Source organism: Bacillus hominis (assembly GCF_018332515.1).
In the GTDB taxonomy this organism is placed as follows: domain Bacteria; phylum Bacillota; class Bacilli; order Bacillales; family Bacillaceae_G; genus Bacillus_A; species Bacillus_A hominis.
Map to the genome: position 1 here is coordinate 1 of NZ_BOQD01000367.1, position 18,815 is coordinate 18,815.

The following is an 18,815-nucleotide window of genomic DNA, read 5'->3' on the forward strand; positions in this document are numbered from 1 at the left end:
AGTTTTCAAAGAACTTGTCCGCCGCTTCAGAAGCGACTTCATCATATTAACATCTTCATTTTTCGATGTCAACTATGTTTTTCAATTTCTTTTTTGTCGTTTTCTGCGTTTCCGCATCAGCGACGTTTATTAATATACCATCATGATTTTGAAATAACAAGTGCTTTTTATAAAAAAATATAAAAAATTATCTATCCTACTTTCTTCTATAGAAGAACTCCTTATCCTTTCTACTGAAAACAGGTATTTTAATTGTATACCAACACACTCTGATCAACCAAATTGTATTTCACAATAACCTCCCAGATTTTCATTCTCTTCTATATTAAAGTTCATAATCATTTATCTCTCTATAGAATAACGATATAAATTAGCCGTAAGAAACAAATAATCCCTCACACATTAAAAAGCAACTCGAATGAACACTTTCCTCTCCAATCCGCCATTTCGCTTTCTAAAAATAATGAAATCTCAACAAAAACATTAACTTAAGATTATTGTTAGAATTTTTTTACATTTAATTAATGAAAGATATCCAATTTTTGTTATATAGTAAGAAAGTGCCCACAAAACTATAAATAAACTAATGGAGGAATTATCTTATGGATAGGTTAACAAAATTTTCATTAAAAAACCGAGCCGCTATTATTATCATGGTTTTTCTCATTTCCATACTCGGCGTCTATTCCGGATCTAAATTACCTATGGAATTTTTACCAAGCATCGATAACCCTGCAATAACTGTCACGACATTATCTCAAGGGCTCGATGCTGAAACGATGACCAAAGACGTAACTGACCCCCTTGAAAAACAATTTCGTAATTTAGAACATATCGATGGCATCACTTCTTCCACACACGAGGGATTATCACGCATCGACATTGCATATACATCCAAGGCTAATATGAAAGACGCGGCACGCGAAGTCGAAAAAGCAATTAATACAATTAAATTACCTAAAGATGTAACTAAGCCTGTAGTTAGCCAATTAAATACTTCTATGATTCCACTCGCTCAAATTACCATCCAGAAACAGAACGGATTTTCAAAAGCTGACGAAAAACAAATCGAGAAAGAAATCGTACCACAACTCGAAAGCATTGATGGTGTTGCCAATGTTATGTTTTTTGGAAAATCAACTTCCGAATTATCCATCGTACTTGACCCTAACCAACTAAAAGATAAAAACGTAACATCAGAGCAAGTATTAGCAGTTTTACAAGGAAAAGAAACTTCCACTCCAGCCGGAGCAATTACCGTTAATAAAGAAGAATACAACCTTCGTGTCATCGGAGATATAAAAAGTGTAAATGACATTAAAAATATTACCGTTACACCTCAAGTAAAATTACAAGATGTCGCTCAAATTGAACTAAAACAACATCATGATACAATCTCGCACATAAACGGAGAAGAAGGAACAGGATTAGTCATCATGAAAGAGCCGAGTAAAAACGCGGTTGCAATCGGAAAAGAGATTGATAAAAAGATTAAAGATATAAGTAAGCAATATAAAGATCAGTATTCTATTAAACTTTTAGCTTCAACTCATGAGCAAGTTGAAAATGCTGTTACTAGTATGGGCAAAGAAGTAATCCTTGGGGCAATTGCTGCAACTCTCATTATCTTAATCTTTTTACGCAGCTTCCGAACGACACTCATCGCTGTCGTTAGTATTCCATTATCTATTTTATTAACACTATTTTTACTCCACCAATCTAACATCACACTTAACATTTTAACTCTAGGTGGCTTAGCCGTTGCAGTTGGACGTCTCGTCGATGATAGTATCGTTGTCATCGAGAATATTTTCCGTCGTTTACAAAAAGAATCTTTCTCTAAAGATATTATTCTCGATGCAACGAAAGAGGTCGCCGTCGCAATTACCTCTTCTACTTTAACAACAGTCGCCGTTTTTTTACCTATCGGTCTCGTATCGGGAGTAATTGGAAAACTAATGTTACCTATGGTATTAGCAGTTGTATATTCTATACTTTCTTCCTTAATTGTGGCATTAACAGTCGTTCCACTTATGGCTTTTTTACTGCTCAAAAAAACAAAACGTCGCAATTCACATTCTTCACCGCGATATGTCGCTACATTAAAGTGGGCTCTTTCTCATAAGTTTATCATTCTACTCACTTCTTTTTTATTATTTGCAGGATCAATCGCAGCCTACATACTACTTCCGAAAGCGAACATAAAGTCTGAGGATGATACAATGCTTTCCGTTAACATGACATTTCCAGCTGGTTATGATTCTGAAGCTAAAAAACAAAAAGCCTTTGATTTCGAAAAGAAACTACTCTCTAATTCTGATGTAACAGATGTTATTTTGCGAATGGGATCTAGCGCAGAAGATGCACAATGGGGACAGACAACTCAAAACAACCTTGCAACTATATTTGTAGTCTTTAAAAAAGGTTCTGACATCGACCAATATATTAAAGAATTAAAAAAGGATCATACAGCTTTCGAACCAGCTGAACTTGATTATATAAAAACGAGTTACTCTGAATCCGGAGGCGGAAACAACTTACAATTTAATGTAACAGCTACTAACGAAACAAATTTACAAAAGGCCGCTAACATCGTCGAAACAAAACTAAAAAGCATGGATTCTCTTTCCAAAGTAAAAACAAATATAGAAGAATCTAAAAAAGAATGGCAAATTCATATCGATCAAACAAAGGCTGAGCAACTAGGTTTAACACCAGAAGCAGCAGCACAACAAGTGTCATTCCTTATGAAGAAATCTCCTATTGGGGAAATCTCAATCAATAATGAAAAAACAACTATTATGATAGAACATAAAAAGGCATCCATTAACAAACAAGAAGATATTTTAAACACAAACATACTATCACCTATTAACGGACCAATTCCTTTAAAAGACATTGCAACTATTTCAGAAAAACAACTTCAAACGGAAATCTTCCATAAAGATGGGAAAGAAACGATTCAAATTACTGCAGAAGCTTCAAGTGAAGATTTAAGTAAAGTAAGCGCAGAAGTAAACAAAGCGATAGCTGACTTAGATTTACCTAACGGGGCAAAAGTAAATATCGCAGGTGCTACTGAATCTATGCAAGAGAACTTCACTGATTTATTTAAAATTATGGGGATTGCAATCGGGATTGTATATTTAATTATGGTTATCACATTCGGGCAAGCACGTGCTCCTTTCGCGATTTTATTCTCTTTACCATTAGCTGCTGTCGGCGGTATTTTAGGATTAATCATTTCAAGAACACCTGTTGACGTAAATTCATTAATCGGCGCATTAATGTTAATCGGGATTGTCGTTACAAATGCTATTGTATTAATAGAAAGAGTGCAACAAAATCGGGAAAACGGTATGGAAACAAGAGAAGCCTTACTAGAAGCAGGATCTACTAGATTACGCCCAATTATTATGACAGCTATAACAACAATTGTTGCTATGCTACCGCTCCTATTCGGTCAATCTCAAGCAGGAAGTATGGTATCAAAAAGTCTAGCTGTCGTTGTAATTGGCGGCTTGGCTGTTTCAACCGTCCTTACATTAGTAGTTGTTCCTGTTATGTATGAATTATTAGATAAAATCGGGAGAAAAAGACGCTCCCGTAGAAAAATAAGTACTTCTACAGAAACACCTGATATTTAAACTAAAAGGCGTTATCTTCATAATTGAAGATAACGCCTTTTAGAATTCCCTACCTACCGATATAATCTAACACTTTTTTCGTATATGTAGCACCATACTTCTGACATAAACCTATTCCTTTTCAACCATTCCATCATAGAGACATGGACTATCTAATATAACACTATGTTCTTGTTCCAACAAAAAACCTATCAGTTCCCACTCAATATCATAGGAGACTCCTCCAACAACTGTTAATTCAATCCCTTTTGCCGTTAATGGATTTTAATAATGCTGATTTCACGACGTCATGATCTACAATACCTGCACCTGTTAACTTAGCGATATACTTAGAACGTGTCGATTTACCTGATCTAAGAAATCCCTACATTTGCAGAAAGAACGCTTTCCCCCTCTCCCACTTCAATCCAAACATCCGTACATTAAGTTATCCATCCAACAATTCTCCTTCTTTTCCTACTAACATCAAAATAGCCTTAAAAAAACTCCCTGTTTATAAACAGAGAGTTTTCACCTTCAATTTATGCCACTTTTACCTTCTTCGTCGTTTTACGACTTTTTTTCGTTCCCGTAAAACGCTTGTGTAATACAGATGCTACAAAGCGTGAAATGATATTGAATAATAAAACCATAATAATTAATACAGCTGCAGATTTCGTTGCAATTAACTTCGCATCTGGGATAATCCCTTCAGAGTTTAATTTCCAAATGTGAACAGCTAACGTTTCAGCTGGTCTGAATGGATTTAATGGATGAGATGGACTTGAGAAGTCCGCTGCTGAATTTAAAATCGGAGATGTTAAACCTGCCGTATAAATTAACGCCGCAGCTTCACCGAATATACGCCCTGCCGCTAAAATAATCCCTGTAATGATTTGTGGTAACGACGATGGGATAATAATACGGACAATTGTTTGCCACCTCGTTGCACCTAATCCAAGACTCGCCTCTTTTACATTATGAGGAACTTCAGAAATCGCATTTTCACAAACACGTGTTAAACCAGGTAAATTCAAAATAGTTAAAGCAAGAGCTCCACCCATTACTGTATATCCCCAGCCTGTCATTGTAACAAATACTAATAAACCAAATAGTCCAACAACAATAGAAGGTAAAGACGCCATTGTTTCAATACATAAACGAACAAAACTTAAAAAACGACCTTGTTTTGCATACTCCGCTAAATATATTCCAGCACCTAATCCAAGAGGAATAGATATAATAAGCGTTATAACAAGCATATAGAAAGAATTGAATAACTGTGGACCAATGCCACCACCAGCTCTTGTATTACTTGGTTCTCCGAATAAGAAACTAGGATCCCAAAATCCCCATCCCTTTTGTAAAATTTCGTACATTAAAAAAGCCAGCAAAGCTACAACTAAAGCTGCAACCGTATAAAAGATACCTGTCCAAACTTTATTTACCGTTCTTGCATTCATTATTATCGCTCACCTCTTTGACCAATCGCTCGAATTACTAAAATAAACAGGAATGAAATAACAAGTAAAATCATTGCTAACGTCCATAGCGCATTGTTCCAAGCTGTTCCGTTCAATGTATTCGTCATATCCATTGTCAGAATACCCGTTAACGTTGCTGTTGGACTATATATTCCTTCCGGTAATTTAATCGTGTTCCCGATTACCATTTGAACCGCTAACGCTTCACCAAAAGCACGCGCTAACCCTAAAACTATACCTGTTAAAATCCCTTGTTTTGCAGCAGGAACAATAACTCGGCTAATCGCTTGCCATTTCGTCGATCCTAGACCGTAAGAAGCTTCCAAGTAATCAAACGGAACAGAGCGTATTGCATCAGAGGCAATACTAGCAATAGTAGGTAAAATCATAATACTCAGGACAATAATACCCGCAATTAAACTAAAGCCCACTCCACCGAACGAATCACGTAATAGAGGAACCAAGATCGTAACCCCTAATAATCCGTATACAACTGATGGAATACCAACTAATAATTCTAAAACAGGCTTTAATACTTTATTCCCAAACTTCGGCGAAATTAAATTCATGAATATAGCAAGAGCTATAGCAATTGGTGCACTAATGACAACAGCACCTAACGACACAAGCGTCGAACCGACAATAAAGATTACAGCACCATACGTACCTTGATCAGCATTCGGGCTCCATTTTGTCGAAGTTAACACCTCAGATAATGAGATACCACTTTGCGTGAAAGATTGAATTCCTTTGCCGCAAATAAACGCAATAATAGCTAATGTAATAAAAACAATAAAGATACCACAAAATGTAACGAGTGATCTTCCTATATATTCACTCTTCACATAATTAATTTGTTTTTTCCCCTTCATCACAGGACAGACCCCACTTCATAGATTGAAATGAACAGGACTGGCCTTGCAGCCAGCCCCATAAAATTTTATTACTTATTTAATTTAGACATTGGGATGTAACCCATATCTTCTACTTGTTTTTCGAAATCTTTACCTTTTACGTAGTCAATGTAAGCTTTTGTCGCTTCTTTTGCCTCACCTTTAGTTACCATGTACTCGTAAGACCAGAATGGATATTTACCAGAAGAGATGTTTTCAACTTTCGGTTCAGCACCATCAATTTTCACAGTTTGCAATGCACCTTTTTTATCGCCAACCATGTAAGACATCGCTAAATAGCTGATTGAACCTGGAGTAGAGTTAATCGCTTGCTCTACTGCACCGTTAGAATCTTGTGTTGTACCAGTTCCATCATTAATTTTAGCTTCTTTCATAACTGTTTTTTCAAATGTAGCACGTGTACCAGATGAAGCTGGACGGTTAATTACATTGATTTTTTCATCTTTTCCGCCTAACTCTTTCCAGTTCGTCACTTTTCCAGTGAAGATATCTTGTACTTGTTTTGCTGTTAAGTTATCAACTTTTACATCTTTATTTACGACAAGTGCGAATGCGATACCCGCTACCTTGTTATCTACTAATTCTTTCGCTTTTTCAGCATCTTTTATTTTATCTGAAGCCGGAACATCCGAATTACCAATTTGCACTGCACCAGATGCTACTTGGTTAATCCCTGTTCCACTACCGCCACCTTGAACTTGAATAGAAACTTTTGAATTTTTCTCCATGAATTTCTTTCCAGCTTCCTCCGCAAGAGGTTGAAGAGCTGTAGAGCCAGCCGCTGCAATCGTACCTGATAATTCTTGTTTTGCATTATCGCTTCCTTTAGCAGCTTCCTTATTATCCGTACTTTCTGCTTTTCCACATCCAACTAATGCACCTGCAACAACTAAAGCCGCTAAAGAAAATTTAATACCCTTTTTCATAATCATGTCTTGTACCCCCATTTGGATTATCACTTTTCGAATTCATCTTCTTTCGAACACAAATTCATTGTAGGACAACAATATTATGTGAGTGTTAAGCAATTTTTAAGTTTAAGTAAATAAAGATAATATCCCGCAAAAGCTAGACATTCCAACATTTACAGTTAAAAAAACCAACAAAACCCACACTAACCACGCAGTATTGTAAATTTATTCTTAACAATGTAAATCCAATGTAAATATTTTTCTTTATTTTGCCCTTTAAGTTAAAACTATATTTACAAATCCACTATATTTTTTAACTTTTACACTTTTACTTTATTTACATTAAGAAGAATTCCAGTAATATTTTTCAGTACAACTAAATAAATTGGAACAATTTTAAAAATAATTGAATATTTTTAAAGTACTAATTGACAGCATCATTCAATGTAGTCTACTATATTAGTATCAAAAAGTTTACCTAGGGAAACTTTTTAAACTAAAACTAAAAATATAGAGATGAGGTAACTTTTATGGTATCGGCTAATACTAAACCCCTTTCCGAATTCAGAACAGGGGAATTTGTACAAATTGAGAAGATACAATTAGAAGGAACTATGAAACGACGTTTATTAGATTTAGGCTTTTTTCCTGGAGCGACAATTAAAGTATTACAACGCAGCCCACTTGGAGACCCAGTCGCTTATCAAGTAAGCAGCACAACTATTGCACTGCGTAGTGAAGAAAGCTCCCTTATTTTCGGGATATTAATAGGAGATGATTTCAGATGAGTAACCATCGCATTGCGTTAGCTGGTAACCCGAATACTGGGAAAAGTACATTATTTAATACTTTAACAGGCTTAAAACAACATACTGGAAACTGGACGGGGAAAACTGTTTTAAAGGCTGAAGGGGAATATAAGCATAGCGGAAATATATATACAATAATAGATTTACCTGGAACTTACTCACTTTATTCAAATTCGGCAGATGAAGAAGTGGCAAGAGATTATATTATATTTGAAAAACCAGAAGTAACTGTAGTTGTTATAGATGCAACTGCAATGGAAAGAAATTTAAATTTAGCACTCCAAGTGATGGAAATGACAACTGATGTAGTCATTTGTATTAACTTAATTGATGAAGCTGAGAAAAAAGGTATCGTTATTGATGAAAAGAAATTAGCAAAATCACTCGGTGTACCGGTAGTTAAAATTTCAGCTCGAAACCGAGTTGGCATCGGACATTTACTAAGTGTCATTGCTAAAGTAGCAACAAAAAAACTCATTCCGACACCAATTAAAATTACTTATAATGAAAAAATTGAAAATATGATTCAACAATTAGAACCACAAATTTATAAAGTGTTCGGAGATACGTATCCAGCACGTTGGATTGCACTACGTATATTAGATGGAGATAAAAATTTCTTAACGGCACTTCAAAAACATCATAACGAACCACTTGTAAGGGAGGTCATAATAAATGGAATCTCGCTCAGCCAGTAAAGCTCTTCCACTAGACTATATTGTTCAACATGCACAAACACTTTCAAAGGAAGACATACGAGATGATATTGTCGGAGATATTTATCGAACCTCCGCAAATATATGTAAAGAAGCTGTTCAATATACAAATACCAACAAATTATATCGCTCAGAAAAACTAGATAAAATTTTCACATCTCCTATTTGGGGATTCCCTATTATGCTCGGCATTTTATCTATTATTTTTTATCTTACAATTGCAGGTGCTAACGTACCATCTGATATGATTGCGGAGTTTTTCGGCTGGGCTGAAGGATACTTAACGTCTTGGTTCCAAGCGATGCATGCACCAGAATGGCTACATGGTATTTTAATACTCGGTTTATTCCGTGGTACTGGAGCCGTTATTAGTGTTATGTTACCACCTATGGCAATCTTCTTCCCAATGTTTGCCCTATTAGAAAACTACGGATACTTACCACGCGTTGCGTTTAACATGGATCGTTTATTTAAACGCTCTGGCGCGCATGGGAAACAATCTTTAACGATGGCAATGGGGTTTGGATGTAACGCTGCAGCTATTATGTCAACACGTATTATCGAATCACCGCGTGAACGTATGCTTGCTATTTTAACAAACAACTTCGTCCCATGTAATGGACGCTGGCCTACATTAATCTTAATGGCCTCATTATTTATGGCTGCTGGATATACAGGCAGCATGCAAACACTTGTTACTGCCGGCGTTGTAGTTGGAATGGTTGTAATTGGCGTTATTGTAACTTTAACCGTTTCTTGGGTTTTATCAAAAACTGCCCTAAAAGGTGTTCCAACTCACTATACGTTAGAGTTACCACCATACCGAAAGCCTAAAATATGGAATACAATTGTGCGTTCAACGCTCGATAAATCCATATATGTTTTAAAACGCGCTGTAATTGTGGCTGCACCTGCCGCTGCATTAACTTGGATACTCGCTAATATTTTTGTAGGTGACACAAGCTTACTTATGCATTTTGTAAACTTCCTAGATCCATTCGCTAAAATGTTAGGCCTTGACGGTTTCATTCTAGCAGCGTTTATTCTTGGGTTACCAGCTAATGAAATTGTTATTCCGATTTTATTAATGTCTTACTTATCAACTGGTGCTTTAACTGAAATAGATGATTTTAATCAAATTAAAAATCTATTCTTAGAACACGGTTGGACTTGGTTAACTGCGTTAAACACAATGTTGTTCTCACTTCTTCATTTCCCATGCGGAACAACACTAGTTAACATATATAAAGAAACAAAAAGTGCAAAATGGACATTTTTATCGTTTGCAATCCCTACTGTTATTGCCATTGTTGTTACATTCCTCTCTACACAATTGGTACATTGGTTAGGTCTTGTATAAAAGCAAAGTATACATAGAAGGAATCCCCCTTCAACATATACTTTGTGCACAAAAGAAACCTAAAATTTATTCAGGTTTCTTTTTTTGCGCCTCTTCTTTCCACGGCTGGGCACCATACGTTGTAATTTTTTTATGAAGCAAATATATAGTCCCTGGAAGAACCGCCATTAATATCGTGCAACTAATTCCCAATCCAGTAAACAACTTACATCACCTTATTTCACTCTCTTCGGTAAAGCTGAACCTGAATGTGCAATCGTTGGATGAACATGAACAGTAATTTCAGCATTACTAAAGTAATTTTCACCTTGATCCCAATTCTTACTTATCTTTTTCCACTCTTTATAATTATGTCGCTTATATACTTCCCCTAATGCTAATACATCTACCTTATATTTTTTTTGAACAAGCTTAATCGATTTTTGGATGCGTTTCTCCATTTCCTCCGCGATGTTTTTCTTTAATCGATTTTCACTCATAATTTGTTTATGATCACTAAAATGCAACTCGGCTAATGTCCCTTCCAAAGATAAATGAATATCAAACTTCGGTTTTGTAGCATTTTCCGTAGATACTTTAATCTTTCGGTGCATCTTATGAATTTCATATGTAATAAGCTGGTCTTTTTTGCGGATAGTAAAAAAACCTCCAATTTTTTTACCTATTATATAATTCATTCCTAATGTTTGTTTTCCATTCAAAATGCCTACACACTTATTATCCTTCCCGCGAAACAACGCCGCTCCGTTCATTTGTACCCCTTGTTTTGTTAGTTCGAGAATAGGTAATACGAAACTCTGGTTAGAAATCATCTTTTCCTGTACTTCACCAATTCTTGCAGCCTCAATCATTTGGGCATTTTTCGGTGGGTGTTCAGCTAACATATCTATATACTGCGCTGGCAAATTTTCAGGCTTGGCACTCTGCTTTAAAATAGCTTCTGCATTTTTCTTAGAAACGAACAAACGAATATTTCTTCTCATTTCATGATCGCGAATATATACATCTAACGTATTTTGTAAAACATATGGATTCGCTAGTAAATCTTTAGAAAAAATTATCACTTGTATATGCGGAAAGAATAATGAGCGACTAATTTTTTTAGCAATAATTCGTATTTGCTCAAAGACACTATCTGCTTTCGCACTAACATTAATATAATTTTGGCTATCTCCATCCCCTTGTCCACCTTGTTGCGACAATTTACTGGGGAGTACCATCTGATACGTCCCTTTCATAATTGGATTTGATTTCTTTGCCTTTACAATATCGTAAGCTGCGCCTACTACAAATCCTCTTTCTTCTATCTCCTCCAGCTCAGAGCACCCACTAATAGATCCAGCTAAAAACATAATTATTATAATTTTAAGAAGGTGTTTCATTTCCACCATTCCTTCTTTTTATTTTATATACAATAAAAACTAGCAAAGGTGCTAACACAACAAACCCCATATCTATCCAAGCTAAATAAGTCCCATAATTTGATAAATCATTCGAATTGCCAGGTATCATATTCACTATAAAAATAATAGGAGCACTCACAAAAATAAATACATGTTTCTTCACTTTTGGAAACATAGCACAAAACAATAAAGATGCGACGTCATAATACATTGCTGTAGTGTTATAAATAGTAATAATCCAAGTAGTAAAAAAAATCGCATCAAATCTCTCTAAAAATCCTCCACCAATTTCAATTTCTTTCCCTAGTTCAATTGTTGGAAATGTCAATCCACGTGTTGTCATATACGAAAAAACACTAATACAAGTTACATAAATTAAAATGTATGACAAAACGTTTACTATCACCGCTTTTGCAACTGCCATTGGCGCTTTTTTCACTGTCTTATCGTTCAACATCACAGCATAAAACAGAGCTACCTCAAATCCGATAAATGTGAAAATAGAATTTTTAACTCCTACAGCATATTGACTGACGTCCGTTTGAAAAGCCGGTAGTAAATTATCTATTTCCATTAAGTTCACATTCAATAAAGAAAGCAGTACGATTGCAATTAAAACGATAGGTAAGAATAAAACGTTTAACCTTAATAGAGCCGCTCTCGACCCTGCTATTCCATAAATAACAACTAATAGGAAAAAGAACGACAATAGTTGTACTGGTGTATCACTAAATAAATACGTTTGTGAAATAATTGCAATCATTCGCGATTCATATGCTGTCAAAGCAGCAAACGTTAATACTAAAATGCTACTAATTGTGTATGCAACAGGCTTCGTCAAATGTGTACTTGTATATTGAACAAAGTTTTGTTTTGGGAATAAAATAGCCACCCTCGTTACAAACCAACCTAAAACTGCACATATCAATCCACCCAAAAGCAAAATAATCCAACCGTCCGAAAATAAAGTTTGGTTGGCAATATCCCTTGGCATAGACAATGCACCTATACCAATAATGGTCGACGATACCGCAAACCCAAGTTCCCGAGATCCAATCTCTTCATCGCCATACTCAAATGGTTTCAATTATTCTCGCTCCTTTGGACGTAATGTAGAGTCTTTCGTTTGTAAATATTCCGGTCTCTCTTTCAACATCGATTTTGGCATACGAATAAGTTCTTCTTTCCAATCTTTATAAAATGCAGGAGCAATAGGCGTTGTATACGGAACACCAACACTCTTCAAATTCGTAATATGAACAGCAAGTGCAATAAGAGCTAAAATGATTCCATACAAACCAAAAGCAGTCGCCGCTAATACAAAGACGAAAAGTAAAATCCGAAACGTAATCGTAATGCTATATACAGGGAGCGAAAAGGTAGCAATTGCAGTAACTGCAATAATAATTACTAAAAATGGATTTACAATCCCGGCATTCACCGCCGCTTCTCCAATTACAAGACCACCTACAATACCAATCGTTTGCCCCATTGGCTTTGGCAATCTAATTCCCGCCTCTCGTATTAACTCCATCGTTAATGCCATCATTAATGTTTCAATATACGCTGGAAACGGAACCCCTTCTCGCGCTCCAGCAATTGAATAGGCCAATTTAGACGGAATAAGCCCTTGGTGGTATGAAACGAGCGCTACATACATCGCCGGTAACAAAACCGCCATAATACCAGAAACCATTCGTAAAATTCTCAATAACGTCCCAATCAGCCAACGCTCGTAATGGTCTTCTACAGATTGAAAAATATCAACAAATACGAGTGGTGCAATAAGAGCGAACGGTGATCCGTCTACTAAAATAGCCGCCTTTCCTTTCGTTAATGAGGCCACAATATTGTCAGGCCTTTCTGTGTTCAAAAACTGTGGAAACGGCGATAAATTATTGTCTTGAATTAATTGTTCAATCGTACCCGTCTCAAAAATAACATCTGTCACTATTGATTGAAGGCGCCGATCTAGTTCTTTTACAATATAAGGGTTAATAATATCTTCTATATATACTAGGGTTACTTCTTTCTGTGATCGCTTCCCCATAATATAAGATTGAAACCGCAACTTCGGATCACGTAAACCACGGCGAATTAGCATTTTATTCACATTAATATCTTCATTTAATCCAACTCTCGGTCCACGGATTAAATCTTCTGTCACTGGAGGTTCTAGACTTCTTTTCTCCCAAGCCCTACTGTTAACAACAATAGCCGTTTGAATATTATCAATTAATATAACTGTGTCTCCCGCTAGAATTGCATTTATAATATCCGGAAACGTTGTCTTCATACCGACTTCTGCGATAGAAATAAAACGATCCAATAACGTTTGAACAACAGCTGCTTCTTTTTCTATTTCTTCATATTGAAGCGTACGAACTACATATTTATAAACATTATCCTTATCTGTTAACCCATATAAAAAAATGACAGCGCAGCGTGTAAAACTACCAGCAAGAGCAACTTCTCTAATTGTTAAATCATTAGGTGAACCTAACTCATCCCTAATTTCTTTCATAACTTCAAACAAGTTACCTTTTAACTCTAACAATTCCCCCACCTAACTTCCTTTTCAACAAGTTTTTAGTTAGATTCCGCTAATAGAAGGAAATATATACAAAAAAGAGCTATCTCTTTTCAAAGATAGCTCTAACATACTGATTACTTTTCTACTATTATATGGTCTGTTTTCATTGGTATATTTTTTGTCATCCCACTAACAATAAGCATAACAACAATATTAATTAACAACGCTACTATACCTACATTTAAATCTTTTATGTACTGGGGAAAATTTGGAAACATGGTCGCTATAGTAGAACCAGATAAAGTGATATATGCGACAACTAACAACCCAACCCCCATTCCTGCAATCGCTCCTTGCTTCGTAATAATTTGGCGAGGAAACAAACTACATACAAGTGCAGGGAAAAGCTGCGTAACGATACTGTACCCCATTAAAAGAAGTGCCCCTATCGTTTCTCCTCCTTTAAAGGTAAACAAAACCGCTACAAGCGTTACTACAGGCACAAATAATTTTGCCACTTTAGCAACTTGTCTATCTGAAGCAGATGGGACCATCGTTCGGTAAATATTTTTCGCTAGCAATGTCGAAGCAGCCATAACAAGCATGGATGCTGGAACTAATGCCGTTAATACCCCCGCACTACCAATAATTCCGATAAACCAAGGATCAAAAGTTTGAAGAGCAAGACGGAATAACGAAAGATCTACATCCGCTCCCTTTAACCCTGGAACTTGTAGGATAGCAGCAAAACCTGCAAAGAATACGAAAAGCAACACTAAAGAATAAAGAGGCATAATCGCCGCGTTTTTCCTAAATACTTTTTCATTTTTTGCAGAGAAAGCCGAAGCAAATGTATGGGGCCACATATAGAAACCAAGGGCCGTTAATATAATAGTAGAAACAAACCAAGAAATACTCATTCCTTCTTCAGGTAAAGATAAAAAACCTGGTTTCGCTGCTTCTACAGCTTCAAACATCGGCTGAAACCCTCCGTAATAATGGTACGGTAAATATATACCTAAAAACATAACGATAAATAGTATCATAATATCCTTCAAAGCAGCTGTCCAAGCCGATCCATGTATACCTGAAACCATTACATATATAGTTATAACAATAGCACCAATCCACACCGCAATAACAGGTGACACTCTTCCATAAGAAGCTTCGGAAACGATGATCCCTAACCCCTTTAGCTGTAAAACGAGATATGGGATGATGGAAACAACACCAACAATCGAAACAATCAATCCAAGCGCTTTACTTCTATATTTCTTTGCAAAAAAATCCGGCTGTGAAACAAGGTTATGTTCTTTTGCATATTTCCAAATTGGAGGCAATAAGAAATACGATAAAATATAGGCTAATGCACCATATCCTAAAATATAAAAAGTAGGAGCTCCTTTACTATACGCCCAACCACTTCCACCTAAAAATGTGAATGTCGTATAAATTTCGCCTGCCATAAGGAGAAAAACGAAAATAGTTCCAAACCCTCTTCCTCCAACTGACCATTGCTCTAAATTCATATCTTTTCCATGTTGTGCTCGAATTCCTAAAAATAGTGCTAGAAATAAGAATAAAATAATAATAAGTAGTGCTGTCATTTTCCATCCCCCTTATTAGCAGGATCGAATACGTACACAAGCCCCATACAAAGAGACGTAATAAGCACTGATAATAGTATCCAAAATAATAGAAATGGCATCCCCAATACGTAAGGAGTGACTGAATTTGCAAATACTGGTCCAACTACTAAACAAAGAACTGGAATAAGTGCTAGCACGTGTATTTTCTTCATCTCATTCTCCTTTACTTATAAAATTCATAATGGATGATACAAAGACTTCCACTCCAATTGGTAATGCGTCTTCGTCAATTGTAAAACGAGGGTGATGATGCGGATATATAATTCCCTTCTCTTCATTTCCTGCCCCTATAAAAAAGAACGTCCCTGGTGCTTTTTGTAAAAATGCTGAAAAATCTTCTCCAGCCATCGTTGGCTGCAAACGAACAACCCTTTCTCTTCCATAAAGCTGTAATGCCGTATGTTCGATAAGCTCTGTAACTTCATAATCGTTCACAACTGGTCGATATCCATATTCATAAGAAAATGTATACTTAGCACCGTAGGATTCTGTAATATGTTTTACAATCCTTTCAAGCTTCTTCTTTGTTTCTTCTCTTAATTCATGCCTTAAACTTCTCACTGTCCCCTCAATCTCCGCTTGTTCCGGGATAACATTATGGGTTGTCCCAGAATGAAATTGCGTAACAGATACTACGAGAGAATCTAACGGGTTCGTGAGGCGAGATACAATTTGCTGGATTTGCGAAACTGCTTGCGCACCAATGGCGATACTATCAACTGTTTCGTGCGGAATTCCAGCATGCCCACCTTTTCCCTCTATCGTAATTTTAAAAACGTCCGGTGCCGCCATCGCCGGACCATAAATTACCCCTACTTTCCCAACCTCTAACGACGCCCAAAGGTGAGCACCAATAATGTAATCCACACCTGCCATCACTCCCGCTGCGACCATTTCCTCTGCACCGCCCGGAAAGTTTTCTTCTGCATGCTGAAATAAAAAGCGAATTTCTCCTTTAACTTTTTCTCTTTCTTCTACTAACTTATGTACAACCCCAAGTAATATCGCCATATGCCCATCGTGACCACACGCATGCATCACACCTGAATATGTAGAAATAAAATCAAAATCATTTTCTTCATGAATAGGAAGAGCGTCCATATCAGCTCGAACCGCAATTGTTTTACCCGGTTGTTTACCGATTAGCCTTGCCATTACACTATATTTAGTAGGCCTTGATACCTCTAAATATGGGATTTTCCGAAGTATGTCGAATACAAATTGAGATGTTTTTTCTTCTTGAAAAGATAACTCAGGATATTTATGAAAGTGCCTTCTCCACTCAATCAACTGATTTTTTAACAAAACAGGTTCCTTTGCGACATCCATTTTTCTTCTCCCCTTCTTCACCAAGTTAAATGTCATTATAACGTGAATCGCTAATTTTTAAAAGAATCTTCTGAATTTTCTATCTTAATAGAATAAAAGTAAAAAGCCATCCTCAAGATGACTTTTTACTTTTATAAAATAGTAATAGCTTGTTTCCCCATTTGCTCCCAAGCTTTCTCAAATTCTGCTCGCGGAACAGCGAAACGTGGATTATTTTTAAGAGGATCATTTACATATACAAAGTTTTGATCATATCCAATTACTACTGCACTATGCTCATAATATGTAATTTTCACTTTACCTGAGTTTGTATTCCATGTTTCAAAACTACTTTCAGCCAGTGGTTTAAACGTTGTATTAATAATGACCCATACCGGAGAACCAGAACTAATTACTTTATATATATCTTGTACGTCTCTACCTGTTAAATTAATTACTTTTTCAGGAACATACTTTTCTGCTAAATTAAAGATCGGTTGATTATATACACCATATCCAAGTTCAGCCTTCGTATAAATATTTCCAACAAATCCCTCGTAAGGATTTCCACGCAAACCATTTTGTTCAAATGGAACACGATGAATTTCACTAGCAAGCTGCATCTTATCTACTTGTACACCTTTATATTGCAGCAACATAGCTAAACTGGTCACTTCACATCCACGGGGTAATTCTGGTAATTGTTTTATAAATGGAACATCTTCAATCATAGCCGCTTCTTTCATTTCAGATAGAAAATCTAAGCGTAGCACTTGCGCCTTTTGTATAATTTTATCTTTCCCTATAAAAAACGCGGCAGCTAGTATAATTCCAAAAACAAAAAGATATTTTAGCTTTTTCATTATAAACAAAACTCCATTAATTATTATTTTACAGACACAACTCTTATCATTGTACCTTTCTTCTTACTAGTTTGCTAGAAAGATTCTGTGAATTATTATTCACAAATATCATTCCAAAATTCTAATTATTTTTAATAAAAAGAAAAAACAATATACTTTTTCAGAATATTTTGCTAAAATCAAAATTATTAACATGGTGAAGATATCACCTTGTTAATAAACATTCTTAGAGTATTTAGTCATAGTTCGTTTTTTACATACTCCATTCATTTCACAACAAATAAACTGAGTATGTGTCACATCCCCCACTAATGATTAAAACTCAGAATGAAAACCAGTTAACACATACAAGAAACTAACGGGGTGAGGGCATATGAATCAACAAGTAGAACAAACAGATTTAAAACGAACAATGAAAAGTAGACATCTATTCATGATTGCACTTGGTGGAGTCATTGGAACAGGATTATTTATGGGATCAGGACAAATCGTTCATAACGCAGGACCAGGTGGAGCTATTCTTGCATTTTTAGTCGGCGGTTTCGTTATGTACTTAACAATGTTATGTCTCGGTGAATTATCTGTAGCCATGCCAGAAGCAGGTTCATTCCAAAGTTACGCAAGCAAATTTATTTCACCTGGTTTTGGATTTGTTGTCGGTTGGATGTATTGGCTAAATTGGGCTGTTACAGTAGGAGTTGAACTAACAACAGTTAGTATTTTAATGAAGCGTTGGTTCCCAGATGTTTCTTCATGGATTTGGTGTGTTACATTTGCAGCAGCACTCTTTCTTGTAAACGCTCTATCAGCAAAAGCATATGCAGAGACTGAATTTTGGTTCGCTAGCGTAAAGGTTGCAACGATTGTTATCTTTATCGTACTTGGAGGCGCAGTTATGTTTGGTTTTCTCGACTTTAATGGAAAGCCAGCACCAATGCTCCACAATTTCACTGAAAATGGCGGCTTATTTCCAAACGGTGCACTAGCAGTTCTTCTTACAATGATTACTGTAAATTACTCATTCCAAGGAACAGAACTTATCGGAATTGCTTCAGGGGAAAGCGAGAACCCTGAAAAAACGATCCCGAAAGCTATTAAAAACACAATTTGGCGTACTCTATTCTTTTTCGTCTTAGCAATCTCAGTTGTTGTAGGTTTACTCCCATGGCAAGAGGCTAATCTAGTTGAAAGTCCATTTGTACTTGTGTTTGATATGGCTGGTATTCCATATGCAGCGGA

General features: G+C 36.1%; 16 protein-coding genes and 1 pseudogene. 5 read left to right on the forward strand and 12 right to left on the reverse strand.

Annotated features, from left to right (window positions below; genetic code table 11):
* Window positions 1-602: 602 nt before the first annotated feature.
* A complete protein-coding gene (locus KI356_RS24875; protein ID WP_128282860.1) occupies window positions 603-3,647 on the forward strand; it encodes an efflux RND transporter permease subunit in 3,045 nt (1,014 codons plus the stop codon).
* A gap of 82 nt (window positions 3,648-3,729) precedes the next feature.
* On the opposite strand, the pseudogene KI356_RS24880 reads toward KI356_RS24875, so the two are convergent.
* From KI356_RS24880 to KI356_RS24895, 4 genes and pseudogenes are all read right to left on the reverse strand, one after another.
* Window positions 3,730-3,972: pseudogene (locus tag KI356_RS24880) on the reverse strand (P-loop nucleotide/nucleoside kinase family protein); the annotation flags it as partial.
* Window positions 3,973-4,168: 196 nt separating this feature from the next.
* The gene (gene pstA / locus KI356_RS24885) at window positions 4,169-5,089 is read right to left on the reverse strand and encodes a phosphate ABC transporter permease PstA (protein ID WP_212936768.1); all 921 of its coding nucleotides are present in this window, start codon (window positions 5,087-5,089) and stop codon (window positions 4,169-4,171) included.
* Window positions 5,090-5,091: 2 nt separating this feature from the next.
* A complete protein-coding gene (pstC, locus tag KI356_RS24890) occupies window positions 5,092-5,982 on the reverse strand; it encodes a phosphate ABC transporter permease subunit PstC (RefSeq protein ID WP_128282865.1) in 891 nt (296 codons plus the stop codon).
* A 71-nt stretch (window positions 5,983-6,053) separates the two neighbouring features.
* Window positions 6,054-6,956: a phosphate ABC transporter substrate-binding protein PstS family protein gene (locus KI356_RS24895; protein WP_128282858.1), complete on the reverse strand. Its 903-nt coding sequence runs from the start codon at window positions 6,954-6,956 to the stop codon at window positions 6,054-6,056.
* Window positions 6,957-7,465: 509 nt separating this feature from the next.
* On the opposite strand from KI356_RS24895, the gene KI356_RS24900 reads away from it, so the two are divergent.
* The 3 genes from KI356_RS24900 to KI356_RS24910 are packed head-to-tail and all read left to right on the forward strand — an operon-like array spanning window position 7,466 to window position 9,820.
* Window positions 7,466-7,723: a FeoA family protein gene (locus KI356_RS24900; RefSeq protein ID WP_128282857.1), complete on the forward strand. Its 258-nt coding sequence runs from the start codon at window positions 7,466-7,468 to the stop codon at window positions 7,721-7,723.
* Window positions 7,720-8,442, forward strand: a complete 723-nt coding sequence (locus tag KI356_RS24905; RefSeq protein ID WP_212936769.1) for a FeoB small GTPase domain-containing protein — start codon at window positions 7,720-7,722, stop codon at window positions 8,440-8,442. Before KI356_RS24900 ends, KI356_RS24905 begins: the two co-directional genes overlap by 4 nt.
* Complete coding sequence (locus tag KI356_RS24910; RefSeq protein ID WP_212936770.1) at window positions 8,420-9,820, forward strand: nucleoside recognition domain-containing protein; 1,401 nt, start codon at window positions 8,420-8,422, stop codon at window positions 9,818-9,820. The genes KI356_RS24905 and KI356_RS24910 overlap by 23 nt, the downstream gene beginning before the upstream one ends.
* Before the next feature lie 66 nt (window positions 9,821-9,886).
* Here the strand turns inward: KI356_RS24910 and KI356_RS24915 are convergent, their stop codons facing one another.
* The 8 genes from KI356_RS24915 to KI356_RS24950 form a co-directional block, all read right to left on the reverse strand.
* Window positions 9,887-10,024 (reverse strand): hypothetical protein, encoded by a 138-nt coding sequence (locus KI356_RS24915; protein WP_164881600.1) that lies wholly within the window; start codon window positions 10,022-10,024, stop codon window positions 9,887-9,889.
* Between the two features lie 11 nt (window positions 10,025-10,035).
* Entirely contained in the window at window positions 10,036-11,202 is a 1,167-nt protein-coding gene (locus KI356_RS24920; RefSeq protein WP_212936771.1) for a Ger(x)C family spore germination protein, read from the reverse strand.
* The gene (locus tag KI356_RS24925; protein ID WP_212936772.1) at window positions 11,186-12,310 is read right to left on the reverse strand and encodes an endospore germination permease; all 1,125 of its coding nucleotides are present in this window, start codon (window positions 12,308-12,310) and stop codon (window positions 11,186-11,188) included. The genes KI356_RS24920 and KI356_RS24925 overlap by 17 nt, the downstream gene beginning before the upstream one ends.
* Window positions 12,311-13,789, reverse strand: coding sequence for a spore germination protein GerLA (gerLA, locus tag KI356_RS24930; protein WP_212936773.1), 1,479 nt, complete (start codon window positions 13,787-13,789; stop codon window positions 12,311-12,313).
* A gap of 101 nt (window positions 13,790-13,890) precedes the next feature.
* Window positions 13,891-15,363: a sodium:solute symporter family protein gene (locus KI356_RS24935; protein ID WP_212936774.1), complete on the reverse strand. Its 1,473-nt coding sequence runs from the start codon at window positions 15,361-15,363 to the stop codon at window positions 13,891-13,893.
* Entirely contained in the window at window positions 15,360-15,557 is a 198-nt protein-coding gene (locus KI356_RS24940; RefSeq protein WP_212936775.1) for a DUF3311 domain-containing protein, read from the reverse strand. The genes KI356_RS24935 and KI356_RS24940 overlap by 4 nt, the downstream gene beginning before the upstream one ends.
* 1 nt (window position 15,558) lies before the next feature.
* Window positions 15,559-16,734, reverse strand: coding sequence for an amidohydrolase (locus KI356_RS24945; protein ID WP_212936776.1), 1,176 nt, complete (start codon window positions 16,732-16,734; stop codon window positions 15,559-15,561).
* A gap of 131 nt (window positions 16,735-16,865) precedes the next feature.
* Window positions 16,866-17,576 carry a C39 family peptidase gene (locus KI356_RS24950; RefSeq protein WP_212936777.1) on the reverse strand — a complete coding sequence of 237 codons (711 nt, stop codon included), beginning with the start codon at window positions 17,574-17,576 and terminating at the stop codon, window positions 16,866-16,868.
* Between the two features lie 373 nt (window positions 17,577-17,949).
* Here KI356_RS24950 and KI356_RS24955 point away from each other — a divergent pair.
* Window positions 17,950-18,815, forward strand: an 866-nt coding sequence (locus KI356_RS24955; RefSeq protein WP_212936778.1) for an amino acid permease, incomplete at its 3' end; no start/stop codon positions are given.

Bases quoted from the DNA above. Each gene is read 5' to 3' on its own strand.
- KI356_RS24875 (WP_128282860.1), top strand. From the start codon at position 603: ATGGATAGGTTAACAAAATTTTCATTAAAAAACCGAGCCGCTATTATT.
- pstA (WP_212936768.1), bottom strand. From the start codon at position 5,089: ATGAATGCAAGAACGGTAAATAAAGTTTGGACAGGTATCTTTTATACG.
- pstC (WP_128282865.1), bottom strand. From the start codon at position 5,982: ATGAAGGGGAAAAAACAAATTAATTATGTGAAGAGTGAATATATAGGA.
- KI356_RS24895 (WP_128282858.1), bottom strand. From the start codon at position 6,956: ATGATTATGAAAAAGGGTATTAAATTTTCTTTAGCGGCTTTAGTTGTT.
- KI356_RS24900 (WP_128282857.1), top strand. From the start codon at position 7,466: ATGGTATCGGCTAATACTAAACCCCTTTCCGAATTCAGAACAGGGGAA.
- KI356_RS24905 (WP_212936769.1), top strand. From the start codon at position 7,720: ATGAGTAACCATCGCATTGCGTTAGCTGGTAACCCGAATACTGGGAAA.
- KI356_RS24910 (WP_212936770.1), top strand. From the start codon at position 8,420: ATGGAATCTCGCTCAGCCAGTAAAGCTCTTCCACTAGACTATATTGTT.
- KI356_RS24920 (WP_212936771.1), bottom strand. From the start codon at position 11,202: ATGAAACACCTTCTTAAAATTATAATAATTATGTTTTTAGCTGGATCT.
- KI356_RS24935 (WP_212936774.1), bottom strand. From the start codon at position 15,363: ATGACAGCACTACTTATTATTATTTTATTCTTATTTCTAGCACTATTT.
- KI356_RS24940 (WP_212936775.1), bottom strand. From the start codon at position 15,557: ATGAAGAAAATACACGTGCTAGCACTTATTCCAGTTCTTTGTTTAGTA.
- KI356_RS24945 (WP_212936776.1), bottom strand. From the start codon at position 16,734: ATGGATGTCGCAAAGGAACCTGTTTTGTTAAAAAATCAGTTGATTGAG.
- KI356_RS24950 (WP_212936777.1), bottom strand. From the start codon at position 17,576: ATGAAAAAGCTAAAATATCTTTTTGTTTTTGGAATTATACTAGCTGCC.